25 protein-coding genes are annotated in these 25,405 nt (G+C 45.4%); 12 read left to right on the forward strand and 13 right to left on the reverse strand.

Annotated elements, in window-relative coordinates; translation table 11 throughout:
- Positions 1-120 precede the first annotated feature (120 nt).
- The 4 genes from I3X05_RS22595 to I3X05_RS22610 all read left to right on the forward strand — a co-directional run bounded on the left by I3X05_RS22595 (position 121) and on the right by I3X05_RS22610 (position 5,522).
- Positions 121-819, forward strand: a complete 699-nt coding sequence (locus tag I3X05_RS22595) for a family 16 glycosylhydrolase (protein WP_082069543.1) — start codon at positions 121-123, stop codon at positions 817-819.
- 41 nt (positions 820-860) lie between these two features.
- The gene (locus tag I3X05_RS22600; RefSeq protein WP_193251667.1) at positions 861-2,081 is read left to right on the forward strand and encodes a putative glycoside hydrolase; all 1,221 of its coding nucleotides are present in this window, start codon (positions 861-863) and stop codon (positions 2,079-2,081) included.
- A gap of 180 nt (positions 2,082-2,261) precedes the next feature.
- On the forward strand, positions 2,262-3,452 hold the full coding sequence (locus I3X05_RS22605) for a carbohydrate porin (RefSeq protein ID WP_193157601.1): 1,191 nt from the start codon (positions 2,262-2,264) through the stop codon (positions 3,450-3,452).
- Between the two features lie 363 nt (positions 3,453-3,815).
- Positions 3,816-5,522, forward strand: a complete 1,707-nt coding sequence (locus I3X05_RS22610) for a methyl-accepting chemotaxis protein (protein WP_193157600.1) — start codon at positions 3,816-3,818, stop codon at positions 5,520-5,522.
- Between the two features lie 119 nt (positions 5,523-5,641).
- Here the strand turns inward: I3X05_RS22610 and I3X05_RS22615 are convergent, their stop codons facing one another.
- The gene (locus I3X05_RS22615; RefSeq protein WP_193157599.1) at positions 5,642-6,727 is read right to left on the reverse strand and encodes an ABC transporter substrate-binding protein; all 1,086 of its coding nucleotides are present in this window, start codon (positions 6,725-6,727) and stop codon (positions 5,642-5,644) included.
- Between the two features lie 368 nt (positions 6,728-7,095).
- Here I3X05_RS22615 and I3X05_RS22620 point away from each other — a divergent pair, with 368 nt between their 5' ends.
- A complete protein-coding gene (locus I3X05_RS22620; RefSeq protein ID WP_045569153.1) occupies positions 7,096-8,148 on the forward strand; it encodes a FecCD family ABC transporter permease in 1,053 nt (350 codons plus the stop codon).
- Position 8,149: 1 nt separating this feature from the next.
- Positions 8,150-8,929 carry an ABC transporter ATP-binding protein gene (locus I3X05_RS22625; RefSeq protein WP_045569154.1) on the forward strand — a complete coding sequence of 260 codons (780 nt, stop codon included), beginning with the start codon at positions 8,150-8,152 and terminating at the stop codon, positions 8,927-8,929.
- Between the two features lie 46 nt (positions 8,930-8,975).
- On the opposite strand, the gene I3X05_RS22630 is transcribed toward I3X05_RS22625, so the two are convergent.
- From I3X05_RS22630 to I3X05_RS22660, 7 genes are all read right to left on the reverse strand, one after another.
- Entirely contained in the window at positions 8,976-9,236 is a 261-nt protein-coding gene (locus tag I3X05_RS22630; RefSeq protein WP_039427339.1) for a DUF3012 domain-containing protein, read from the reverse strand.
- Positions 9,237-9,430: 194 nt separating this feature from the next.
- Complete coding sequence (locus I3X05_RS22635; protein WP_337971447.1) at positions 9,431-10,048, reverse strand: glutathione S-transferase family protein; 618 nt, start codon at positions 10,046-10,048, stop codon at positions 9,431-9,433.
- Between the two features lie 9 nt (positions 10,049-10,057).
- Positions 10,058-11,089: an NADP-dependent oxidoreductase gene (locus I3X05_RS22640; protein WP_337971293.1), complete on the reverse strand. Its 1,032-nt coding sequence runs from the start codon at positions 11,087-11,089 to the stop codon at positions 10,058-10,060.
- Positions 11,090-11,175: 86 nt separating this feature from the next.
- Positions 11,176-11,766 carry a TetR/AcrR family transcriptional regulator gene (locus tag I3X05_RS22645; RefSeq protein WP_337971294.1) on the reverse strand — a complete coding sequence of 197 codons (591 nt, stop codon included), beginning with the start codon at positions 11,764-11,766 and terminating at the stop codon, positions 11,176-11,178.
- A gap of 144 nt (positions 11,767-11,910) precedes the next feature.
- Positions 11,911-13,287 (reverse strand): ATP-dependent RNA helicase DbpA, encoded by a 1,377-nt coding sequence (gene dbpA, locus I3X05_RS22650; RefSeq protein WP_193166897.1) that lies wholly within the window; start codon positions 13,285-13,287, stop codon positions 11,911-11,913.
- A 162-nt stretch (positions 13,288-13,449) separates the two neighbouring features.
- On the reverse strand, positions 13,450-14,298 hold the full coding sequence (locus tag I3X05_RS22655) for a universal stress protein (RefSeq protein WP_337971295.1): 849 nt from the start codon (positions 14,296-14,298) through the stop codon (positions 13,450-13,452).
- A gap of 10 nt (positions 14,299-14,308) precedes the next feature.
- Positions 14,309-15,799 carry a SulP family inorganic anion transporter gene (locus I3X05_RS22660; protein WP_193157596.1) on the reverse strand — a complete coding sequence of 497 codons (1,491 nt, stop codon included), beginning with the start codon at positions 15,797-15,799 and terminating at the stop codon, positions 14,309-14,311.
- Between the two features lie 508 nt (positions 15,800-16,307).
- Here I3X05_RS22660 and I3X05_RS22665 point away from each other — a divergent pair.
- From I3X05_RS22665 to vctC, 4 genes are read left to right on the forward strand one after another with little or no spacing between them, the layout of a single operon-like run.
- Complete coding sequence (locus I3X05_RS22665; RefSeq protein WP_193157595.1) at positions 16,308-17,216, forward strand: siderophore ABC transporter substrate-binding protein; 909 nt, start codon at positions 16,308-16,310, stop codon at positions 17,214-17,216.
- Positions 17,217-17,238: 22 nt separating this feature from the next.
- Positions 17,239-18,174 (forward strand): iron chelate uptake ABC transporter permease subunit VctD, encoded by a 936-nt coding sequence (gene vctD, locus I3X05_RS22670; RefSeq protein ID WP_158136097.1) that lies wholly within the window; start codon positions 17,239-17,241, stop codon positions 18,172-18,174.
- Positions 18,167-19,117: an iron chelate uptake ABC transporter family permease subunit gene (locus I3X05_RS22675; RefSeq protein ID WP_045569163.1), complete on the forward strand. Its 951-nt coding sequence runs from the start codon at positions 18,167-18,169 to the stop codon at positions 19,115-19,117. The genes vctD and I3X05_RS22675 overlap by 8 nt, the downstream gene beginning before the upstream one ends.
- A gap of 8 nt (positions 19,118-19,125) precedes the next feature.
- Complete coding sequence (gene vctC / locus I3X05_RS22680) at positions 19,126-19,881, forward strand: iron chelate ABC transporter ATP-binding protein VctC (protein ID WP_045569164.1); 756 nt, start codon at positions 19,126-19,128, stop codon at positions 19,879-19,881.
- Between the two features lie 52 nt (positions 19,882-19,933).
- Here vctC and cueR read toward each other — a convergent pair whose 3' ends face one another.
- Complete coding sequence (cueR, locus tag I3X05_RS22685) at positions 19,934-20,320, reverse strand: Cu(I)-responsive transcriptional regulator (RefSeq protein WP_039427353.1); 387 nt, start codon at positions 20,318-20,320, stop codon at positions 19,934-19,936.
- Between the two features lie 7 nt (positions 20,321-20,327).
- Complete coding sequence (locus I3X05_RS22690) at positions 20,328-21,332, reverse strand: helix-turn-helix domain-containing protein (RefSeq protein WP_193166898.1); 1,005 nt, start codon at positions 21,330-21,332, stop codon at positions 20,328-20,330.
- A 128-nt stretch (positions 21,333-21,460) separates the two neighbouring features.
- Between I3X05_RS22690 and I3X05_RS22695 the strand changes: the two genes are divergently transcribed.
- Both I3X05_RS22695 and I3X05_RS22700 read left to right on the forward strand, forming a co-directional pair.
- Positions 21,461-23,464, forward strand: a complete 2,004-nt coding sequence (locus tag I3X05_RS22695; RefSeq protein WP_045569166.1) for a TonB-dependent siderophore receptor — start codon at positions 21,461-21,463, stop codon at positions 23,462-23,464.
- Positions 23,465-23,523: 59 nt separating this feature from the next.
- Entirely contained in the window at positions 23,524-23,814 is a 291-nt protein-coding gene (locus I3X05_RS22700; protein ID WP_045569167.1) for a DUF2218 domain-containing protein, read from the forward strand.
- 105 nt (positions 23,815-23,919) lie between these two features.
- Here the strand turns inward: I3X05_RS22700 and I3X05_RS22705 are convergent, their stop codons facing one another.
- The 3 genes from I3X05_RS22705 to I3X05_RS22715 form a co-directional block, all read right to left on the reverse strand.
- Positions 23,920-24,168, reverse strand: coding sequence for a YgjV family protein (locus I3X05_RS22705; protein WP_039427357.1), 249 nt, complete (start codon positions 24,166-24,168; stop codon positions 23,920-23,922).
- A 615-nt stretch (positions 24,169-24,783) separates the two neighbouring features.
- Entirely contained in the window at positions 24,784-25,098 is a 315-nt protein-coding gene (locus I3X05_RS22710; protein WP_045569990.1) for a hypothetical protein, read from the reverse strand.
- 94 nt (positions 25,099-25,192) lie between these two features.
- On the reverse strand, positions 25,193-25,354 hold the full coding sequence (locus I3X05_RS22715) for a hypothetical protein (RefSeq protein WP_167520827.1): 162 nt from the start codon (positions 25,352-25,354) through the stop codon (positions 25,193-25,195).
- Positions 25,355-25,405: the final 51 nt, after the last annotated feature.

A 25,405-nucleotide genomic window follows, 5' to 3' on the forward strand; every position in this document is an offset into this window, starting at 1 on the left:
GAGCCTCAAATCTAGACAAAAAAAATTTATAACCACTAAAGTTGGCAACACTGTAATACAAGAAATTATTTCAAAGAGTGGTAGTGATAAAAATGCTTTAAATTAGAATTATTGGAGACGATGATGATGCTGATTAGACTGTTTATTTTTACTGTTTTGACCAGCACTGCTTTTTTTAACAGTGCGTTTGCAATGGACTGGAGTGGTTTTCAGTGGTCTGTTTCTGATGGTTGGAAGAATCAAGGAAGCGAATTCGACTGTACTTGGAGATCTGGAAATATCTGGAAAGAAAACGATCTGCTCATACTTCATGCGAAACACGACAATGGGTTTAAAACCTGTGCAGAGATGCGTACATACGCATATATGCGCAAGGGTCGTTATGAAGTTGAAATGCAAGCGGGTTCAGTTCCAGGAACGATCAGTTCGTTCTTTACGTATGTTGGCGAATCAGGAAGGGAAAGCCATTACGAAGTTGATATCGAATTGATGGGAGGAACCAACCTCTTGCATACCAATATATGGATTAAGGGGCAGCAATCTCCTGTTGATATTGATTTAGGACGTTATGGACTATCTATTTGGAACATGGAGAAATACGCATTTTCAATTGATGAATATGGTGTGACTTGGGAAGTTTTTAACCGAGATAGCAATAGCTGGATTCAAGTTCGGCGTGCAAATGCCAAGGTGAGCAGTTATATGCAGCTATTTATAAATAACTGGATCAGTGCCAATCGCCATTTTCCTCCCAGCTCTTATAATTGGCTTCCAGTTTATGCAAAGTATCGCAATGTTAAGGTTACACCCTGGGAATAATCCCAGTTGTTTTAAATTATATTTTTTATAGAGTAGAAATCATGAAATTATGTAATGGCAAAGTTATTATTCTATCTATTTTGTCTACCTCGATGGTTGGTTGTAACTTTGATAAAGAGATTAAAAATCTAGAAGTAAAACAAAGCGAAGAACTGATCTTATTAGGAACGTCAGCAAATGAGAGCTTTACTTCCTGGATACAATCTGAAAAAGATAATTGGAATCTTATGCAGGTTAATGGTGCACAGGTTTCAATGAACAGTATCGGTGCAGTGCTCATTAACAATAATGGTGAAAAAGACACCGCTGATGTCCAAGTTTCCGGAAATGGCAGTGGTATGTATATGATTAAATCAGATAGCCCACTTAATCTGGAGAAATACAGTTCAGGTTACATAGCGTTTAAAATCCGCCCGAAAAGCGCCTTTCCGTCATCATTCTCAGTCTCAATCGACAATGAATGGCCTAATAGAAGCAGCTTGCAACTGTCAAATATTCTTACGGAGTCAGGCAAGTGGGCAAGCGTAACCATTCCAGTAAACTGCATGAAACCAGTCGATGGAGCGACAGCGATAAATCTAAAAAGCGTCGCTACGCCTTTTCACCTAGATGTGAAAGAGAAATTTGATTATGAGATTACTGACATTATCTATAAGTTAAAAGAAGAAAAGCCGACCATTGATCCTATTTCGTGTAACGTTGCTAAAGATAACGATACTCCTACTGAGGTTATTCCGAGTTTACAAACCGATGAAGTTGCTTTGTATTACTTCGGAAATAAAAATGGATCACAAGATTTGAGCGAAATGTATCCAGTAAACAGTTTCGGAGCAAATGTAGAAAATACCAACCAGACTGTTCACGCTACATTTTCCCAAAATGGAGGTGTTTTCTTAGGCAAAGATGATTCAAATAGCGATCTATCGACGTATTCAGAGAATCTCTTAGCCATTGATCTGAATGTTTCAAGCTACGGTGATTCAGATAACATCCAACTTCGTATGGATGGCAGTAGTGTCGATTTTGGCCGATTTATGACTATCGAAAAATCTCTTATCCCAGAGGGCTCGGCATGGTATCGATGCCATTTTCCGATTTCATCATTGATACCGACAGAGAATCTATCTTCTGTCAATAAAGCCGTTTATCTATCGGGTGTTTGGGATAGCATGAATGGGCTGGAATTTAGTTTTACTAATGTTGCCATAAAGAAAATCCCTAGTGGTTATGACTCATCTCAAGCCTGTGAGGAAATAAAATAATTCTGTCGGAGTTATTTATTTCAGATTGGTTTATTTAACTATTGGTTTATTTAACTATAGATGAAACAGTGTATTAAATAAAATTGTTATTTAATTATGCTCAGAATTAAAAATATCTTATTACCTAGTAAAAGTAATAAATTTCACGATTAGTTTAAGCAAAATATTAAGGATAATGAAATGAAAGCAATAAAATTCATCCCTACTTGTGTTGCCGTGAGTCTTCCTCTTTTTTCAGCGTCTATTTATGCTGCCGATGTCGAAGGATTTAATTTTTCTGGTTACGCTCGTTATGGTGCAGCATTTCAAGGCAGCGATGAAAAAAATGTGAACACAGCTGGGGCATTGAATGGCAACGCAACAGGCAGGCTCGGGAACGAGAATAACGGCGGCGAGTTTAGCTTAAGCAGAACATTCACCGGTGAACAAGGCGCGAAATGGGATATTGTTGTGATGTTCGATCACTACTCTGACTCTTCGTGGGCAACAACGGGAGGGGTTAAACTCAAGAAAACTTATGCTAGTGTTACTAACTTCGTCTCTTCACAGCCGAAGTTAAGAGTGTGGGCTGGCCGCGATTTTCATCAACGGGCGCAGACTGATCTTAACGACTATTTTTGGATGATGCACGACGGGCAGGGTGGTGGCTTCTATAACCTAAACTTAGCCGGAGTGAAGCTCGATATGAGTGTTGTCGGTCAGGTAGAAGGCGATATGGTTGGCGACAGCGGAAAATATGCGCTCACCACTAAACTGCATGATATGAAAATATTTGGTCTAGCGGATCTTGCTCTGTACGCTAACTACGGTTTTGCTTCGAAAAAAGCGAAGGAACAACCTTATTACGATATCGATTCTTACCAAGTAGGTGGAGAGATTTCTGCTGGTAAGCACAAATTGGTTGTACGTTATTCTGACAATGCTAAAGACAGTGTTTTCGATATGACCGAAGATCAGAAAGCACTATTATTCAGCTTTAACGGTGAGCAGGAAGTCTCCAATGACTTAGGTGTTCAATACTTGGCAGCCTATCAGTCCTTAGACGTCGCTGACTTTAATGACAGAGTAAACTACAACGTAATTGTTCGACCTACTTATGCTTGGGATAATATGAATTCAACATGGTTGGACGCTGGCTTCAGTTTGGTTGATTACAAGCATGTTGATGCGAAAAATAGCTCTTGGAAAGTAACACTTTCACAAAATATTGCTATTAGCTCAAAAACTTGGGCACGTCCTATGTTGCGTTTCTATGCGACAATCGGCAAGGCAGACAATGAGTACATTGGCTTTGACTCATCGACAGGCCAAATGAAATCAAGCAATTTAGATACTGCGACTTTCGGCGCAATGTTCGAAGCTTGGTGGTAAGAGTTTTTTAACCAATCAGTGATGTTGCAAAAAATAATGGGTATCTAGAATACCCATTATAAAACGTTTAGGTTGCCAATGATGTCATCTCTTGTTTCAAAAATTTATGCTGGATTTTTATTTATTATACTATTCATGATAGTATCTTCTGCTATTTCTATAGTCAGTAATGAGAGGCTAATTTCCAACTTTGAATTTCTAACGAGGACATCAACCCCACTTATGATGGAATCGTCAAATTTAAATGTCAAACTGCTAGACATTAATCGTGCACTTACCCCTTTCTTTTCTTCACAATATGTTGATGAACTTCCTGGCTTTGAATCTAAAATTGAGGAAAAAATAGATTAATATAGAGATCAATTGAAAAAGGTAGAAACATTATCCTCAGATGATGAACAGTTCAGAGATAGAATAGAAGAAGGTGTTATCTATAGTGATCTATTGATTGACAAACTGCGATCTTTACTAAGTTCGTTTAAAATATATCTAACAGATAAAAATGATAATATTACTCAACAGATAGATTTCAGAGTTTTTTTGTCAGAACTTTATAACAATTTAAATGAAAGTTATAATTTTTCTTCAAAAAGAAATGTCAAAGAGTCCATTTCTGGCTTACTCCATCAAGTCAGATTCATCTCCAGTGAAGTTGACTACCTTTTCTACTTACGTGATTCGTTAGAATTCAGTTCAATCGAGCACAGATTAAATAATAGAAAAAGGTTGTTAGCTGAAGCGATTGATAAGCTCAAGTTAGATGAAATTTCACTCTACAGGGATAATGAAAAGCTATTATCAACACTTGAAGAGCAACTTTTTGATGATACTGGTGTTGTCAAAGAGCACATGAGGTTAGTCAGGCAGAGTGAAGATCTATTTGAATCGAGAAATCTGATAGAAGTAATGCTTGATAAGCAAGTTACTATCATCAATTCTCTTTTGGAGTATTCCCAAGATCTTTCACGCGTTCATTATGATAAGTCACTCAGCAGTTATCAATATTCGCTTATTTATATCATACTTATTACCATTTTTTCTGTGGTTATTTCTACTTTAATTGGTGTAAGCATTGCTCGTATGATATCAAAAGCCAGTAAAGCTGTTAACTCAACACTGAGTAACATAGAAGAAAAAGATCTATCAGTTAGAGTAAGTTACTCGCAGAACGATGAATTTGGTGCCATATCAAATAAAATTAATTCTGTTATCGATCATCTCGCCATTATGATTGCCCAGATACGAGAATCAGCAAACGATTTGAATCACGCATCGGTTGAAAATCAAGACATCAGTAAATCACTTAATTATTCTGTATTGGAACAAACGAAGCAGACTCAAATCGTCGTGGATGTAATGACTGAAATTGAAAACTCTGTAGAAGAGATTACCACTTTCGCTAGGCAAACTCTGTTAACCGTTCAAGATGCCGTTGAGAGTTCGCATTCTGGTCAGGACACGATGGCGAAGAATCTCCAATTTTTGCAGGAGTTATCTGAGAATATGCTGTTATTTATCGAGACTATTATTCAACTTGATTCTGAAAGCCGAAATATAGAAACCATTTTGCACTCGATAACTGGTATCTCAGAACAAACGAACTTGCTTGCACTAAATGCGGCCATTGAAGCAGCTCGTGCTGGTGAACAGGGAAGAGGCTTTTCTGTTGTTGCGGATGAAGTTCGCTTGTTGGCTTCTCAGTCTGCAGAGTCAGCAAACTACATTCAAAAGATAGTTAGGCAGTTTCAATCTAAATCCCAACAAGCGGTGGCACTTATTAATCACTCTAATGCTGCAATGGAAAGCTGTAAAAATCAAACCTTAGAGGTAGGGAATGTGTTATCAAAGATCCATCACATGTTGAGTGTTGTAGAAGCCAATAGCCATCAGGTTGTTATCAAAACCGATGTTCATAATAAGTTGACTTCTCTTGTAGCAAGTAATATTGAAAGTATACAAAGCTTGTCCAGTAAAAACGCTCAGTTCTCAAGAAAATTGGCTGAATCGGCAGTTAATCTGGAAGCAATGGCTGATGGTCAATCAAAACTAACCTCCAGTTTTTCATTATAGTTTTTCTCTAGCCGTATTTGAGTGAGTTCAAAAGAGAAAAACCTCATACGGCATGGATGCAGTATGAGGTGAAAAGAAAATTTTATCCGGAAAGCTTCGCTTTATCGAGACATGGCAAGTTAGCGAAGCTGAGTGACAAAGGTTCCTTCAGGCAAGACGGGAAGATACTTCTGGTAAAACTCGTGATAAGCCCGGCTAGGATTGAGATCGGCAAACAGCTCTGGATAGAGCGCCTTGGCATAAAATTGAATCATGGCGCCATCCATGATGGTGCGACAGGCACCGTGATAAGCGGCATACATGCGGTTGTTTTTCACCGCAGAGAGCGTGGACCAGCCAAGACGTTGTTTGAAGCCTTGCAACGCTGCTTGTGCTTTTTCTTCAGCAACTCCTTGACCAATAATCATTGAACTATCAGAGCTTCCAGATTCGTAACCAGTAATGACGATGACGTCTGGGTTGCTGGCAATTATTTGTTCTGGGTTCATTTGGCCCCACCATTCAACATAAGGGGTGGCAATGTTGTCTCCCCACGCTGTGGTTGCGATGGCTCCCCACATGTTTTTACCGAATGTATAGCCGATGTCATTGATGCCGCTAGCGCCGAACTCTGTGTAGATCTTGGGTTTTGGCAGGTTGGCTTTCTCTAGGCGCTCAGTGATCATGGCTGCATTTTGCGCATAGTCTTGAGCAATTTTTTCGGCTCTCTCTGTTTGCCCAGTAATAACACCAATTAGTTGGGTACTTTTGACATGTCGCTCAATGGTCTGAGCATTATAGTCAACCACAAGCACTGGAATCCCCATTTCTTCCAATCGAGTCACTTCGTTAGAGAGTGCCTTATATTGCCAATCAGCGAGCATAATCAAATCAGGGCTTAAACTGATCACTTTTTCTAGTGAAAAGGCGTTAGTGTCTACTCGGCCAATCTCAGGAATTTTGTCTAAAGAAGGGCGGTGTTTAACGTACATCTCCCAATTTGTTGGCCGAGCTTGCCAAATGTACTTTGACATTCCAACGACCTTATCAAATGCCGCTTCTGTACCAATCGCCATGTAATCCTCAGGGTAAAATCCGACGATCACGCGTTGCGCTGGCGCGTCGAAAGTAACTTCGCGCCCCAGAATATCAGTCACAGTGGTCACAGCAGAGAACGCTGCGGAGCTAAACACAAGCGAAGCGATCATCAATAGTTTTTGATGCATATACAATCCTATTCATTTATGAGTTCGTTTTTTTTAAGAGACCTGTGGTGAAGGCTTGGCATTATAAGAATACGTGCAATTAATATGCAAACTATTCTCATTTTGATTCACGTTTTTAATGATTATTGATAAACCTGATGTTACAATTTTCGGGGTACAGATAAGTTTGATTGGATGTTTTTCAAAACAATAGGTTATTGAATAAATGGTAAGTGAAAGTAAAAGCCTTAATCGCTTTTTTCGCCATCAACTCGGCATCCGTTCAGCCCTAATGGCCGATTGGGGCGTGAAAAATGAGCTACGTGAAAGTGTTTTGAGCCGCTTCTTTTGAGTAAAGCGCGGTTTGTTTTGATTGGTAGGTTGTAAACATGTCTTTAGAAATGGTCCAGCAAATCGTACTGGCACAACGTAATAGCGAGCGCCGTCGTAGCGTCATGCTGATCGTCTTTGGTCTCTTGCTGTTGAGCTCTTTTGTGCTTGATTTGATGACAGGCCCTTCGCTTATTGATGTCACTTCAGTGTTACATACGCTTTTTGAGTGGGTTGGGCTGCCATTCCAAGTCGAACCTTCTACGCAAGTTATTGTAAAAAACTTGCGTTTGCCCATCGCCCTAATGGCCATTTTTGTTGGTGGTTCGCTTGGTGTGGGTGGGGCAGAGATGCAAACGCTGCTGAACAACTCCATGGCTAGCCCCTATACCTTAGGGATGGCCGCAGCCGCTGGTTTTGGAGCGGCATTAGTGCTCTATTTGGGGTCATTAGGCATCGATAGCCATTTTGCGGTGCCGCTTGGGGCTTTTATTTTTTGTATGATTTCGGCTTGTTTTCTTTTTGCTTTAGCCTCGGTTCGCCATGTAGGGACTGGGCAGTTGATATTAGCGGGAATAGCTTTACTGTTTTTATTTCAGTCATTGCTTTCGTTGGTACAGTTCATCTCCTCGCCAGAGTTAAGTCAGCAAATTTTATTTTGGCTATTTGGCAGCTTATCCAAAGCAACTTGGCAAAATTTGACCATCACGGCTTTGGTCGTCAGCATAAGCTTTTTAATATTGCTAAAGGATGCATGGAAGTTGACGGCGCTTCGTTTAGGTGAAGAACGAGCCAAAAGTTTAGGCGTGAATATCACTCACTTACGCCTAAAAACGCTGTTCATCGTCGCTGTCATGACCGCTACTGTAACGAGTTTTGTTGGTATTATTGGCTTTGTTGGAATTGTTGCTCCGAATATCGCCAAAATATTGGTTGGAGAGGACCAACGTTTCTATCTGCCGCTCTCCTTTCTCGTGGGTGCGTTTCTACTCTCAAGCGCGTCGGTATTGTCCAAAGTCATCGTCCCGGGTGCACTTTTTCCGATCGGCATAGTTACGGCGATTATTGGTGTTCCTTTCTTTTTCTGGTTGATCATTGGGAGGCAGCGCTAAGATGATTGAAGTCAAGAATCTCCACGTGCGCTTTGGCGAGTTAACGTTAGCAAAAGAAGTCAGTTTCACTCTCAAACCGGGTCAAGTGACGGCGATACTCGGCCCGAACGGAACGGGAAAAAGTACCTTGCTAAAAACACTCTTTGGTGATGTCAACGTAGAGCAAGGCGAAATCCTCTTTAACCAGCATTCGTTATGCAAGAAGCAACTTAGCAGTTGGCGCGCTCGATTTGGTTACATGCCACAAGACATTCATCTGGATGTCAATTTGACGGTCATTGAAGTGATCTTGTTAGGACGTCTTGATGCGTTAAGCATGCGTATTGATGATGCCATGCTTCATGATGGCATTGCCATTTTGGGCAGTTTGGGCATTGAGCATTTAGCTCACCGTGATGTAAGAACCTTGAGTGGAGGACAGTGTCAGATGGTGCTGTTTGCCCAGGCGTTAATGCGTCAGCCCGAAATTGTTATGCTCGATGAACCTGTTAGCGCTTTAGACCTGCATCACCAGCATGTTTTACTTCAACATTTGGTCAAGCAGACAAAACTAAAAAACTACATCAGTATCATGGTATTACATGATTTAAACTTGGCTGCACAGTATGCAGACAACTTATTGGTGATGAAGCAAGGTGAGTTGGTCGCTCAAGGCCACCCGAGCAAGCTGTTAACATCTGAACTTATCCATCAGTTGTATCAGGTTGAATCGGATGTTCTCTTTGATGAACAAGGTGTTCCATTTATCCGCACACGGCGACCAGCCGAGACTGCACATTGACGGTGACTGAGCGCTCAGTGCCGAGATGGTGCTGAGCGCGATAATCTTAGAGCACACAATACTTGGCGTAAGAGGTCGCTTCTTTCGCTGTCCAGTCACCTTTGGATTTTTCATCCATATCTTCGCACCAACTTTGGCTGCCAACTTCATTGTTGAGTAAGCAGTGCTTGGCGAAATCCAATGTGTTTTGCGTATTCCACTCGCTTTTGGGTTTTTCGCGCATCTCATCACACCAACTTTTGCTACCAACTTCCGTACAGGCAGAAAGGGTTAGTAGACTTAAAAGGGCCAGTAGTGTTGTTTTCATTGCTTCCTCTTATGGAGTTCATATTTACCGACGCTACTATACCGAATGCTTTGAGAACTGTGTTAAATCAACGCGAAAAGATCCGTTGCTCTGCTTGAGCGAGAGGCATAAAAAAGCCAGCCGTGCTACCAGCTGGCAAAGGCAGTATATGTTTAGCTACTGAGTATATGTTTAGCTACTGAGTATGTGTTTAGCTACTGGTATTGCAGCTCAAGCGCTTGCGCTTTTTGAAAGCAAGGATGGGCGGCGAGCGTTTCGCCGTAGCGCGCCAGATTCGAGTAGTGTGCCAGCAAACCAAACTGTGCGGTGATCTCAACAATGAACGACATCATGATGTCAGCGCCAGTCAGCTTATCGGCCACAAGGTAGGTTTTGCCTTGGAGGCTTTGCTCTACGTAGCTCAATATCTTGCTGATTTCACTGTCTGCATACGGTGCTAAGAACTTAGTTTCTGCCCCGTCTTTGAGGAGAAACACTTTCAGTAGCAAGGGCAACATACCGGAGCTTTCGGCAAAGTGTAACCATTGCAGGTACTCGATGTACTCCTTGCTCTCTTTGGCTGGTGCTAAACGCTCGGCGGCGTATTTACCAATCAGATATTCCGTGATGGCGCCGGACTCGGCGATCGCTTGACCATCCTCTTCAAGCACCGGCGATTTACCCAGTGGGTGGATCGCTTTAAGCTCGGGTGGCGCTAAAAAAGTGACACTATCACGTTGATACGGGACGATTTGATACTCAACGCCCAGCTCTTCCAGCAGCCAAATAATGCGTTTAGAGCGGGATTTATTCAGGTGATGTAAGGTGATCATCATCGTCTCCTAGCGTGGTTGATTGGTTTGCACAACCAGCTTGCCGAAGTTCTTTCCTTCAAGCAGGCCAATAAAGGCGTCGGCGGCATTTTCTAAACCTTGCACTAAATGCTCACGATAATGAATCTTACCTTCGGCCAACCACTGTGACATATCCGCGGCAAATTCGCCGTAGCGATGGGCGTAATCATCAAAAATAATAAAGCCTTGCATCTTGATGCGCTTGATCAGCAGTTGCGCCATCAACATCGACATGCGATCCGGGCCTTCAGGCAGTGAGGTTGCATTGTATTGTGAAATGAGTCCACAAAGAGGCACGCGCGCACCGCTATTGAGCAGCGGCAAGACGGCATCAAACACTTTACCGCCGACATTTTCAAAATAGATATCAATGCCTTTATCACACACGCGAGCGAGCTGCTCGGCAAAATCTGCGGCTTTGTGGTCCAAACAGTCGTCAAACCCTAAGGTCTGTTTGGCAAACTGGCATTTCTCCTCGCCGCCAGCAATACCAATCACGCGGCAGCCTTTGAGTTTGCCAATCTGCCCAACCATAGAGCCAACCGCGCCTGTTGCAGCTGCCACCACTAGTGTGTCGCCCGCTTTGGGCTGACCGATGTCCAATAAACCCATGTAGGCAGTAAAGCCGGGCATACCCATGACGCCCAGCGCGTAAGAGGGATGGGCTGGTGTTTTGCCGAGTTTAATCAAGCCTTCACCGTTGGAAAGGGCGTAATCTTGCCAACCGGTGTACGCCAACACCCATTCACCCACTTCGAATTCGGCATGCTGTGAGGCCTCGACTTGGCAGACGGTACCGCCGACCATCACTTGATCAATCGCCACTGGCTCGGCGTACGACTTAGCGTCGCTCATGCGGCCGCGCATGTAAGGATCGAGTGACAGATACACCGATCGAAGTAAGATTTCTCCGGCCGCAGGCGAGGGGATATTGCTTTCAACTAAGCGAAAGTTTTCCGCGTTCGGTGCGCCCACTGGGCGTGAAGCGAGGACGATTTGACGATTTGTAGAGAGAGCCATGTCTTTTCCTTTTCTTTTATTAGACCAGTCGTCTAGTGTTGGTTGCAAAAAATCCCGTCCACAGTGGGACGGGTTAAATGAATTGGTTACGCCTGACGGCGCAGTATCTGTTTGGTGGAGGCCAAACAGTGTTCTAAATGGTGTTGGTCTTGCATTAATTTATTGAGCAAGCTTGCTCCAAGCCATTGCTGATAGAGCTGCTGCGCGGTGGCTGCGGCATCCGCAACCTCAATGGAGCCATCCTCGATACCACGCTGAATGGCCTCGGCCAAGGTGGCGATCACACGCTGTGCGCCAACAGACAATGCATGGCGCATGCTGTCTGAGAGATCAGACACTTCACCACTGAGTTTTACCACCAGACAACGGTTGGCGTTGCAAACTCCTTCTTCAACCGTTAACCAGCGAGAAAAGTAATCAAGCAAACTCTGGTAGCCTGATTGTGCGCGGTTGCCGACAATCGCTTCTAACTGTGCAAGATAATGTTGGAAGTAGCTTTCAATTAGAGCCTGACCAAACTGTTCTTTCGATTTGAAATAGTGATAAAACGAGCCTTTGGGTACGCCCGCTTCTTTGAGCAACAGGGAAAGGCCAACGGCGGTGAAGCCTTGGTTAACGACGAGTTGATAGCCAATATTGAGGATCTGCTGGCGAGTATCGGAAGTTTTGCTGTTCATGTTGTGCACTATAGATGAAATTAGACCAGTCGTCTAGTTTTGTATTTAAACAAAGTTGGCCAAAGCCACAAGCAAAAACAAACACCGCCGAAAGGTTCGGCGGTGATGGAAATCAAAACATGGCGCAAAAAGTCGTTCAGACCACTACTTCATGATGCGGGCTCTAAAATTACGCCCTTTCATTTTGCCATTTTGCAGTTGTTGTTCGGCCTGCTTAACCACGGAATTGTCGACCGCCACATAAGAGACCATCGGCAGGATATTGATTTTTCCGATCAATTTTCCATCGATGCCCGCTTCTTTGGTCAATGAACCGAGAATATCCCCAGCGCGCACTTTCTCTTTTTTGCCGCCAAGGATCTGAATAGTACGCATCGCTGGATAATAGGGTTTGTGATTTTCAGGTTGCGGCAATTTAGCCGGGTGCACATCAATACCCATGTATTCTTCAATGCGTTCAATGCGATACAGCTCTTTCTCACTGTAAAAGCTGATGGCAATCCCTTTCGAACCGGCGCGACCAGTACGGCCGATACGGTGCACATGCACTTCTGGATCGCGTGACAGCTCGAAGTTGATCACCGCATCGAGGTTATCGACATCCAGTCCACGCGCCGCCACATCGGTGGCGACCAGAATCGAAACACTCTTATTGGCGAACATGGTCAGCGCACGTTCGCGTTCGCGCTGCTCCATATCACCGTGTAGCTCGATCACGCTGAATTTACGGTTGTGCAACTCATCCGTCACGTTTTGCACTTCTTTCTTGGTATTACAAAAGACCACACAAGATTCTGGACGATGGGTAAGAAGCAGCGCTTCCAGCGCATTGTCACGTTCTTCGGTGCTTTCTAGTTGATAGAAACGTTGCTCGATAGTCGATTGCTGATGAGTCGATTCGACTTTGACCCATTTCGGCTGTTTCATCACTTTGGCGGCGATGGTTTCGATCTCGCTCGGGAAGGTAGCGCTGAACAGCAAGGTTTGGCGCTGGCTGGGCGCGGCATCGATGATGGCGTCGATGGCATCTTGGAAACCCATTTCCAGCATGCGATCAGCTTCGTCCAATACCAGCGTATTGAGCTCGTCTAAGTTGATGCGTCCTTTGGACATGTGATCCAAAATGCGCCCCGGAGTGCCAACTAAAATATGGGCGCCATGTTCGAGCGAACCGATTTGCGGCCCCATTGGCAAGCCGCCGCACAGCGTTAGCACTTTGATGTTGTGAATACCACGCGCCAGCGTACGAATTTCAGTGGCGACTTGGTCGGCGAGTTCTCGCGTTGGGCACAGTACCAAGGATTGGACGCGAAAGCGCTGCACATTGAGGTTGCTCAACAGGCCCAAGGCAAATGTTGCGGTTTTGCCCGAGCCGGTTTTGCCCTGACCGATCACATCTTCTCCTGCCAAGACCGACGGCAGGCTTTGCGCTTGAATTGGCGTCATCTCGGAGTAGCCCAAAGAATCGAGCGTTGCTAGCAGTTCATCTTTGAGTGGTAAGGTAGAAAAAGGAGTCGTCACGTTGCAAACCTCGCGTGGAAAAAGTGCGTCTTGGGGCGCGTACTATACCGAGTTCTGATGAAATAAAAACAAAAAACGCGTTACAGAACGCATTTTAGTTATTTGGAGAAAAGCGCACGAGAAAAAGAACAAAGCCCTGTCAGAGGACAAGGCTTTGGGGCATCAACGAATCAACAACATAGGCACGTGAGATTCGGCCAGTAGCCGAGTGGTATTGCTGCCTAAGAAAAACTGGCGCAATTTCGAGTGGCCGTAAGCGCCCATCACAATCATGCCCAGTTGATGCTGTTGCTGATAATCTAAGATGGCGCGATGCACGTCGCCTTGCAAAGTGGCTTGCGTGACCTCAATGCCGCTTTCACGCAATGTCGCGGCGGCTTGGTTAAACGCTTGCGCTTTACCGTTGGCATCTTCCACCATGATCAAATGGCAAGCCATTCCTGCGAGTAGTGGCGTTTTGAGCGCTTTTTCGACTAATTTCTGGCTTATTTCGCTACCGTCAAACGCCAGTAAGTAGCTGGTTGGCTGCACAAACTGGTCTGTTGCCACTAGGATATGGGCTTTGATTGAACGAACCACGCTTTCGAGTTGTGAACCGATCGCTAAGGTATCGTTTTTATGCAAATTGCCTGACTTGCCCACCACTAAAACGCGAGTGTCAGCTTCCAAATCCAGTAAGGTTTCCAACAAATGGCCATGTTTTTGCAGCTTAGTCACATCGTGCAAACCCGAGCTGTGCAGTTGCTCTTGCAGATCATTCAGCAGCGCTTTGCCATGCTGAAGGGCGACTTTGGCGCGCTTTTCATCTAACTCAATCAGCTCTTGCAGCAGGTGCTCACGGCTGCCAAGGCCGATGTTGCCCGACAGCTCGCTTGTCGTTTCTTGCTCAGATTTGTCGAGTACATGCAGTAAGGTGAGCGGGGCGTTAAGGCTTTTCGCCGTCCAAGCGCCAAGTTCAGCGACAGACTGCGAGTAAGTTGAACCATCGATACAGGCGATAATATGGGTCATGATGTGCTCCTTAATGTCCGCCCATGAGTTTTTCTACTTCTTCTGGTTTATCGTGAATGCCAAATTTATCCACGATGGTCGCGGTGGCTTCGTTCATGCCGATGAGATTCACTTGGGTGCCTTCGCGGCGGAACTTAATCACCACACGATCTAAAGACGAAACCGACGTAATGTCCCAGAAATGCGCCGCTGAGAGATCGATAGTGACACGCTCCAGCGCCTCTTTGAAGTCGAACGATTGCAAAAATTGATCTGAAGAGGCAAAAAAGACTTGTCCAACAATCTGATAAGTACGCTCTTCGCCATTTTCAGCCAGTTGGCTTTTCACCACCATGAAACGGCCAATTTTATTGGCAAAGAACAGAGAGGCGAGTAGTACGCCGACAAACACACCAATGGCTAGGTTGTGCGTCACGACCACGACAGCGACGGTAGCGATCATCACAATATTGGTCGACAGTGGGTGGGTTTTCAGCTCTTTGACTGAGCTCCATGAGAAGGTACCAATCGAAACCATGATCATCACGGCAACCAGCGCAGCCATTGGGATCTGCTTGAGCCAATCACTCAAAAACACCACAAAGATGATGAGGAACAGGCCCGCGCAAAAGGTCGACAGACGGCCACGGCCACCCGATTTCACGTTAATAATGGATTGGCCGATCATGGCACAGCCGCCCATACCGCCAATAAAACCGGTTGCGATGTTGGCGATACCTTGGCCTTTACACTCGCGGTTCTTGTCGCTGCTGGTGTCGGTCAAGTCATCGACAATCGTTGCGGTCATCATCGATTCGAGCAGGCCAACAATCGCCAGTGCAAAGGAATAAGGCAAAATGATCATCAGTGTTTCGAGTGTCATCGGCACATCGGGCCAGAGGAAAATTGGCAGGGTGTCGGGCAGTTCGCCCATATCGCCAACGGTGCGCACATCAATACCAAACGTGATGGCCACTGCCGTTAAGGAGATGATGCACACCAAAGGCGAGGGGAGCAGTTTGCCGATATAAGGTACGTATGGGAACAGATAAATAATCCCGAGGCCAGCGGCGGTCATGGCGTAAACGTGCCAAGTGACGTTGGTCAGTTCTGGCAATTGCGCCATAAAAATCAAAATAGCCAGCGCGTTAACAAACCCCGTGACGACGGAACGGGAAACAAAACGCATCAGATCACCCAGTCGCAGGTAGCCAGCGATGATTTGAATCACACCCGTTAAGACGGTGGCTGCGAGCAAATATTGCAAGCCGTGTTCTTTGACTAAGGTCACCATAACGAGCGCCATGGCTCCGGTCGCCGCTGAGATCATACCCGGACGTCCGCCAACAAACGCGATGATCACCGCAATACTAAAAGAGGCATAAAGGCCGACTTTCGGATCGACGCCTGCAATGATCGAAAACGCAATGGCTTCCGGCACGAGTGCTAGGGCCACCACGAGGCCCGCCAGCAAATCGCCTCGCACATTGGAAAACCAATCGCGCTTGATGGTATGTAACATGTTCATTCTCTATAAAAGGTTGCAATAAAAAGTGGAGCACAAAGCCATTTGCAAAAGTAATAAAGCAGAGTCAATCGCTGAGTTTACGGCTTCTCTTTTGCTGTGCTTTGTTAAAAGTGTGATCTTAATCATTGCTCACCGATAGGTCAACCTAATGTCAGAATGGTGTCAGCGATGAAGTTTAATTCGTGTGCTATTTGCTCTTTATGGCTTTTATTGGTGTGACAAGAATGGGTGGGGCTTTAAAAAGCAATCAGGCAAGCATAATGCATATGGTTATTTTCGCGAGCACTTCTGGATATTCTGCTCTTTCCCTCGCTGATCAAGCACATGGTGGCATCAAGGAACAATCAAGGAGCGTAGCTGAGCGACAGCCGCTCCTTTTGTTTACTTTCCAGAGTGGTAAACCGCACCGTTTTCCTGAATGGCAAGAGATGAGTTGAATATCCGTGTGACAATCTGTATATTGCCAACGCGCATGATAATCGGTCTCATTAAGGTTTATGATATGAAAAACTACTTAGGTTTGGTTTTGGTCACTGGGCTCTTTTCTACAACGGTTTTAGCAAACCAAGTCACCATTGAGCATCAAATGGGTAAAACCACTTTGTCCCAAGTACCACAGCGGGTTGTGGTGATCGGCAACGGTGCACTGGACGCAGTTGATTACTTCGGTATTGAGCCGATTGCTGTGGCGAAAGCGTCGGTCATTCCGAATTACTTGAGCAAATATCAACAAGCGAAATTTGTTTCTGCCGGCAGTTTTTTTGAGCCGGATTTTGAAACCATTTACATGCAAAAACCGGATCTGATTATTGTTGGCCCTCGTGCGGCGACTAAGTACAAAGAGTTGTCGGAAATTGCGCCTACGGTGGTATTTGCAATCGATCAACAACAAGGTTACTGGAAAAGTACGCAGCAGCAGTGGCGTAATCTCGGCCAAGTGTTTGCTATTAGCGACAAAGTTGAGCAAAAAATTGAGCAGCTTGACCAGCAGTTTAAAGCGCTACACGCCTATAACGAGCAGCATCAGAGTGACGCTCTGACAGTGATGAGCTCAGGTGGCAACATCACGGCATTCGGTTCTGAGTCACGCTTTGAAGCGATTTACAAAGATTTTGGTTTCAAAGAGACGGTGGCGGGGCTAAAAACGGGCAGTCATGGTGATCTGGTTTCCTATGAATTTATCAGTAAAGCGAACCCGAGCACGCTGTTGATCATTGACCGAGACAAGTTAGTCAACAAAGGCGAAAGCAAAACAGCTCAGGAGTTTGACAACGCCCTCATCAAGTCCACTAAAGCTTTTCAGGACAAACGCATGACCTATTTGGATCTCGATGCGTGGTACCTTTCGATTGCTGGTGTGACGGCGACCGAGCAAATGATCGCTGACATCAAGAAATCCGTGAATCTTTAATCCACACAGGCAGAGGTTAACTTTGAAAAAGTTATTGCTTGTTGTGTTTTTTTGCGCTTTAGCGTCAATGTTTGTTGGAGTGGGCGATGTCTCACTCCAAAAGCTGCTCGCTGGCGATGAAGAAGCCCTCAACTTATTGTTTACCAGTCGAATCCCTCGTTTGCTCGCCATTCTGCTTTCTGGTGCAGGGCTGAGCATCGCTGGCCTAATCATGCAGCAGATAAGTCAAAACCGTTTTGCTGCGCCATCCACCTCTGGCACGATTGAATGCACTATGTTCGGCTATGTGCTCAGTTTGGTTCTTTTTGGCCATGGCAACAGTTGGCTGATGGTGTTTGGTAGCGCCATGGTTGGCACCTTGATGTTTGTCTCTTTCATCCAGCACATTCAGTTTAAGAACGCCGTGTTCGTTCCGTTGGTGGGCATCATTTTCGGCAATGTTATGGAATCGGCAGCCCACTTTATCGCCTACAAATATGATGCAATGCAGAATCTATCCGGTTGGTCTGTCGCGAACTTTGCCAACCTGTTACAGGGCGACTACGAGTTGCTGTATATCGCTGTGCCTGTTGCCATTTTCAGTTATCTCTATGCCACGCGCATTTCTGCCGTTGGCCTTGGAAAAGAGTTTGCCATCAATCTAGGACTCAACTATCAGCAAGTGGTGGTGATCGGTGTGCTGCTGGTGTCGGTGATGACCGCAAGTGTGGTGATGATTGTCGGGCAACTGCCGTTTTTGGGCTTGATCGTACCAAATCTAGTCAGCCATTTTTATGGCGACAATCTGCGCCGCAACATTCCGCTTACCGCCTTGTATGGCGCTTTGATCGTCCTGTGCTGCGATATTATTGGACGCCTGATTATCTTCCCATATGAAATACCAATTTCGATGGTGATTGCCATTCTTGGTGGCGGCGTGTTTATTTATCTGTTACTCGGAGGTAAGCAGCGTGTCTGACCGTAGTAAGCTTTTGGTGATGCTATTCATCGCACTGGTTTTCGCTGTGCTGTTTCTTGGTAAAGGGTTAACGGTTGATAATTATCACTATTTCCTTTCACGCCGTTTCCCTAAAGTGCTAGCGATGATCTTAGCGGGGATTGCGGTTGCGCAAGCCTCCTTGGTATTTCAAACCGTCACACACAACCGCATTCTGACGCCGAGCATCTTAGGCTTCGATAATCTGTACTTGCTCACTCAAACGCTGATTGTGGTCGGTTTTGGCACCGTTAGCCATCTCGTTCTCAATGTGTATTTGAACTTCACGCTCTCCGCCGTGGTGATGGTGCTGTTTTCCATCGCGTTGTTTGGCTTTTATTTTCAACGCGGTGAACGCAACTTGATCACGTTGTTGCTGGTCGGCTTGATCCTTGGTCAGCTATTTGCCAACGTGGCCGCCTTTTTCATGATGATCATGGACCCGAACGATTTTGCCACTGTGCAAGCAAGCATGTTTGCCAGCTTTAACCATGTTGATGGTGGTTTGGTATTGTTTGTCACGCCGATGTTGTTGCTTGCGACCTTCTTGCTGCTGAGAATGAGCCGCGTGTTGGATGTTTTTTGGCTCGATAGAGACAACGCGGTGAGCCTAGGTATCGATGTAGACCGTGTCACCAAGCGCGTGCTGCTCTACAGTGCGCTGTTGGTTGCTATCTCCACTGCGCTGGTTGGCCCAATCATGTTTTTTGGTTTGTTGGTGACGAACTTAGCGAGGGAGATTTTCCGTACCTATCGCCATACGATTTTGCTTCCAGGGTGCGCGCTCTTTGCTGTGTGTGCGCTGCTCGTTGGTCAATGGATGGTGGAGAACGTGCTGGCGTTTCAAACCACCTTGAGTGTGATCATCAATTTTATCGGTGGCGTGTACTTTATTTCCATGCTGCTGCGTAACCGTATTGTTTAAGAAAGCTTATGATTACTTTAGAAAAAATCACCAAACATTTTGGTAAACAAACCGTTGTGGATAAGGCCAGTGCGCAGTTTGAAAAAGGCAAAGTTACCTCGATTATTGGCCCCAATGGCGCAGGTAAAAGTACATTGCTTTCAATGGCTTCTAGGCTGACACAGCGCGATGGCGGTTCAGTGTTCATTGATTGCAAAGAGTTGAGTGACTGGGACACCAAAGCGCTGGCAAAAAAATTGGCGGTGTTACGTCAGGCCAACAGCATTACCATGCGTTTTACCATTCGCGAAATGGTCGCTTTTGGCCGTTTTCCCCACTGTGGCGGGCGTTTAACCGCCCAAGATGAACAGGAGATCGATCAAGCGGTCGCCTATCTTGATCTGCAAGAAATTCAGCACAAGTATTTGGATGAGCTCAGCGGTGGCCAGCGTCAGCTCGCGTTTATCGCCATGGTAATTGCGCAAGATACCGATTATGTGTTTCTCGATGAGCCACTCAACAACCTCGATATTCGGCATTCGCTGCAAATCATGCGAACGATTGGTCAGTTAGCCAGAGAGATGAACAAAGCGGTGGTGGTGGTTATCCATGATATTAACTTTGCTTCCTGTTATTCCGACAACATCATCGCGCTCAAACAGGGCAAGATTGTGGCAAATGGTCCGGTTGATGAGGTGATCCAAGCGCAGGTTCTCGAACAGATTTACGAAACGCCCTTTCACGTCATTGAGCAGCATGGCAAACGGATGTGCACCTACTACTAATTCCTGTCCGTGGGTTCAACGCGTTTGAACCCACTCGAATTGAACGCCTAGCTTAGCGCGTCAAATCGTCTAAAATCGGGCAGTGGCTGTCGGTATTTCCCGGACAAGCGGTGATCCAACTCTCCAGTTGCTGCTTGATTTCCTGTAAATGGGCGATTTTCTGTTCCACTTCAGCCAGTTTTTCTTTGGTTCTTGCTTTGACTTCGCTGCTCTTTCGCTCAGGATTCTCGGCCAATTGCACAAACTCTTTGCATTCTTGCAGCGAAAACCCTGCCTGTTTAGCACGAGAAATGAGGTTGAGTTCCTGAATGTGCTTTGCCCCATATTCGCGATAGCCTGAATCGCTGCGCAGCGGCGGCGATATCAGCCCCTTCTCTTCATACATGCGGATCGATTTGCTGGATAATCCGGTTAACTTTGCAATTGCACCAATATTCATCGTTACCTCAGGCTGCGCTGTTTCCCTTGATTGTACTGAGTAGTGGCTTTTGTGCAATCTCATTGGGAGTGATGCCGAATGTACGCTTAAAGGCATTGGTGAAATTGGATGGATGATGGTAGCCCGCCTCATACGCTGCTTCGGTGACGCTGATCAATCCACGTTCAAGCTGAATTTTGGCGATGTTCAAACGGCGATGACGAATATAGCCGCTGATGGTCAAGTTGAGCGCCTGTTTAAAGTGGCGTTGTAAATTGGACACGCTCATGGAAAAGCGCTTGGCCAAGTGAGTCAGGTCGAGCGGCTGGTGCAAATTTGCATCAATGTAAGAGAGGATCTGTTCGATTTTGTGATAGTCATGATGTGGCTCTGAAGTAGGGCGCTCGAAGTTTTGCTCATTCAGTAAATTTAAGGACTGTGCGATCAACAAATGAGACTGGCACTCCAGTTGTAGCTTTTGCTGTAAAGAGCCGCAGACCGACATAGCGAGGATGGCGCTGATGGCTTTTGCCATGTTTTCTGCAAAAGGCAGTTCGCAGCAGGCCAAATGATGCGAAAGAAAGTGAGCAATCGGTTCGTCGCCGCTTAAACGGTGCTTTAACCAATCGGGATGAATAGCAATATTGAGCTTTTTGATCTGATTGTTGGCGAGCAGAGTGCGTCTGAACGTGGTCGGTTGGGCTAGATTGATCACCATCGCTTTTGGCTGTTCAGCAGCACAGAGCTCAAACTCGCGGTTATCAAAACCAAATTTTACTTTGCCGCTAATCAAAAACACCAAGTTCAGGCATGGCTGCGCGGTTGAGACGATTTCGCTCTCTTTGAGTTCGGTGCTGATACTGCCTTGCAAGGCAATTGAATCTGCGTAGCGGTAGTTGAGAAACTGGCCTTCAACCAGTACCGTATTGGCAGAGTTCCCCTTGGTAATAATTTGTTGTTGACCTGGTTCTCCAATTTGCTCGGTTAGGGCAATTTTTCTTCTTCTTTCTCGATTTCTTACCACTCGCGCCATTTTGACCTTTCCTCATAACTCAAAGGCGATTTTGCATAAGCAAATCCGCTTCCTGTTCATAGAAATGAAACTTATCATAACTGCGAATTATTATCATTATCACACTATTTTAAATTGGAATCTTTTAAATGGAAAAACGTCATAATCGTCAGTTCCGACCTTCTGCTCTTTGTCTTGCAATCGGTCTGATTATGTCAGGACACAGTTTTGCTCAAGAAAATGCAAGTGATGAACGCGTCGTTGTTTGGGGAACGCACGTTTCCAGCAACACAGAATCGATGGTGTCGGACGACATCTCACTTAAGCAAGCGGATCATATGTCGGATCTGCTGCGCGAGATCCCGGGCGTGGATGTTGGTGGAACGCACTCCGTGAACCAGCGCATCACAATTCGTGGTCTTGGGGAAACGGATCTGGATATTCGTTTGGACGGTGCATCACAACATGCCAACATGTTTCACCACGTCGGTAACTTAACGCTCAACCCAGACATCTTAAAAGCGGCGGAGATTCAAGTGGGGAACAACTCTGTTGCCCAAAACGGGCTAGGAGGCTCAGTCTATTTTGAAACCAAAGATGCTCGCGATTTGCTGCGCTATGACGAGTCGTTTGGCGTTCGTGTGTATGGCGGCTACGCCAGCAATGACAGCCAGCAGAGATCACTGACACTTTACGGCCTGCTCGGTGAGCCGCTTGATTACATGCTGTATGCCAACTATGTGACCCGTGATGATTTCAAAGACGGAAATGGCGACACCACGTTTGGTAGTGCGGGTGATGTTTACAATATTCTCGGTAAGTTAGGCTATGAGATCAGCAATCTGCATCGCTTGGAACTGAGCTACGATTTGTATCGTGATGAGGGCGATTACAGCCCAAGACCTGATATGTCGGGCGGTGCAAACCAAGGCTTGTCTCAGGATAAGTTGATTCCGACGGAGTACAACCGTGACACGGTGACGTTGGGTTATGAACTGCGCGGTGACAAACATCAAGGCAAAGTGACGCTCTACACCACTAAAACCAAAATTACGCGTGATGAATCTGTCATGGCAGGACAATGGCAACTTAACCGAGTTGGCAAAAACTCGGCGGAAAACCAAAACGATGGTGTAAATGCGAAGTTTGTATCGAATTTTGACCTGGCTGAGCGCAGAAATGCGCTGACATACGGTTTTGATTACATGGATAAAACCTCGTCATCAACCTATGTTGGTAAGCAATTTATGAAAGAAAGTGCCAAGTCTTTCGCCCTGTTTGTGGAGGATCAAGTTTGGTTGACGGAGCGTTTCTCCATCACCGCAGGTCTGCGCTCAGACGACTATAAACGCGAAGCAACAACAGGAACTCATAAGTTTGATGATGTGACTTGGGCTCTAGCTACCGAGTGGCAAGCAAGCGACACTTGGAGCGTATTTGCCAGCACTCGCTCCTTGTTCAAAGGCCCTGAACTGATGGAAACCTTTGTCGCTTTTCAAGACGTTGCTTACCTCGCCGATGATATTAAAGCGGAAACCGGGCAAAACACGCAAGGGGGTGTGAAATTTAATCAGCGTGTCGATAAACACGCGTTTGGCGCCAATCTGACGCTGTTTAAAACCGATATTGATGACTATATAGCCGAAGCGTACGATAAGGCTACAGAGTCATACCTTTACTACAACATGGCTGATGTGGAGATCAAAGGTTTCGAAGCGGCCGTTTCATACGGTTATGACGCTTTCAACGGTAAGCTTTCCTACGCCAAATCTGATATCAAGAACAAACAGACAGGTGGTGTAGTATTAGCGCCAAATCTACGCAGTATGGATGTGGGTGATAGTATCGCACTTAACCTAGATTACTATGCAGCGTCATGGGATGTGCTATTGGGGTGGAGCTCAATGTTGGTACTTGAGGAAGACAACGTCTCGGCTGGCGCACCAGTGAAAGAAGCGTACAACACTCACAATCTCTACGCGCAGTGGATCCCGCAGAAAGTCGATGGTTTGACCGTGACCTTTGGTATCGACAATCTGTTTGATGAGACCTACACCTCGCACGCGTCTCGCTCTGGGGTTGCCAGAGGATTTACCTTAGACGACTACGAACCGGGCCGAAACATCAAACTTTCTGCGGCCTACCAATTCTAACAACCTAAATAACCAACGCAGCTGGGGCAATTCGTTTTGTCCCAGCCAGTGAGCAAAGCATGCTAAAACAACAAACGCGTATTTTCTCTAAGCACGCAGGCAAATATCTGGTGACTCTTTGTCGTCATTTTGCGCGAAAAGTCCCCGCCCAATGGGATGAATTTCAAGGTGAAGTGAATTTCCCTGTGGGCACGTCGTTGATGCAAGTGGACGAAGTGACATCGAGCTTAACCATTATTTGTTGTGCGGAAGATGAAGAAAAACTGGAGAGGCAAAAAGCGACGATCGCCTCGCACGTACAGATGTTTTCTCGCCGCGAAGAGATAGAGCTTATCTGGCAAGATTGCTAAATCAACGAGTTATCGAGCAACAGCAATATCACTAACAACCATGGCTGGAAACAAAAAGCCCCTGAACGTGTGTCAGGGGCTTTTCTAATTCGCTTGCCGTGGCAATTAGGCTTTCTCAGGCGTCAGAGTTTTTTTTTCCTGTTGCATTTTCGCAAGAAAGTACACGTTGACACATGCAATAAAGCCGTTGGTTACAACCACTGGCCATGCATCGATCATCAGACCGTAAGCAGTAAACAGTCCACAGCCGATAAAGTTAAGGACGCGAAGACGCACAATGTCTTTCATCGTTAGCGAAATCGCCACCATGATTGAAGCCGCGTAGCCTAGAATTTCAACCATATTCATTTCCATAATTTGACCCTCTTAAATCTTGCCGAATATGTCGGTACCAATTCTTCTCTTCTTGAGATAAGTGAGGAAGCTCCGTGCCTCGAATGGTCTAATCTTGTTTTGTCTACATTGACTATATCAATGGAAATTCCGTGATGAAAGCCTCAAATCAAGGTTAAGAGAAGGTTAGCGATTACGCAAACGTTTAGAAAGAAGATACTCAATAACAGGGTTAAATTCGTTTGATCATAATTTGAGGGAATGGATAAGCCGATGCCTATTAAATCGATAGCTAGACAGAGCACTAGTCACGCGTATAATTCATTTAACGATAATTATTCTCATTTGGTGCGTTATGTTTTTGCTGATAGCTGCTTTATTTTCGATCTTATTGGCTTTGAAGCTCAAGATTCGTAAAAAGAATATATTGATCCATTTTTTGCTTAACGTTTTCTTTCTGTTTTGGCTGGGAGAACGCTACGCAATCTTCTATCTACTTTTCATGTTCTTCACCAGTCCTATGCTGATTTCACTGAAACGAAGATGGGGGTTTACACAGCAGCTGTACACCTTTGTCCCTATGCTGTTTGCTTGCGTTTTGTGGATTATCTGATGGGTGGAGTGGAATAAAAAATACTAGACTTGGATATCAAGCAAAGAGCCGATAACGTCGTTGTTGCGTTCGATAACCGTCGCGCCGACACGATTATAACGTGCAGCTTGGTTGAGCTTCATCAACGCATCTGTGTGATCACCAGAAAAGTTTGCTTTGTCTATTTTTCCCTCGGCGGGTTTGGTTTCTGCATCTACCCGATTAAAAGCAAGGGGATCCGAAGAAGAGGAAGCAGAAGAAGGTAGGCTATTTTTGTTGAGATCAACAGCAGCGTCTTCAGCCATCCGGTTGGATTGCTGAATCATTTGATATCCTGAGTGAATCCCTGAAATCGCCATTGTGCACCTGACTAAAAACTAATCTGTTAATACAAGGGTAGTGCGATTTGACAAATCTGGCAACTATACTTTGGTCTCTTTAGCGTAGGTCTCTTTATGCAAAAAGCCTAGCCAGTGCATCACGCTCTTCTCGGCTTAGAATATCAGTATTGCGTTTTACTAGTGCCAGTTGAATCTCTCCTTGCAAACGTTTTAGCTGCAAAGGAGACAGTTTTTTCAACGCATCGCGAAGTTTTTCAAAATCAGTGCTACTCATGTGTTAACCCTCCGTTTTTCAACGTCCTTTCGGGTAATTGCGCTTTAAGCT

Origin of the sequence: Vibrio navarrensis (genome assembly GCF_015767675.1) — a bacterium.
Taxonomy (GTDB): Bacteria; Pseudomonadota; Gammaproteobacteria; order Enterobacterales; family Vibrionaceae; genus Vibrio.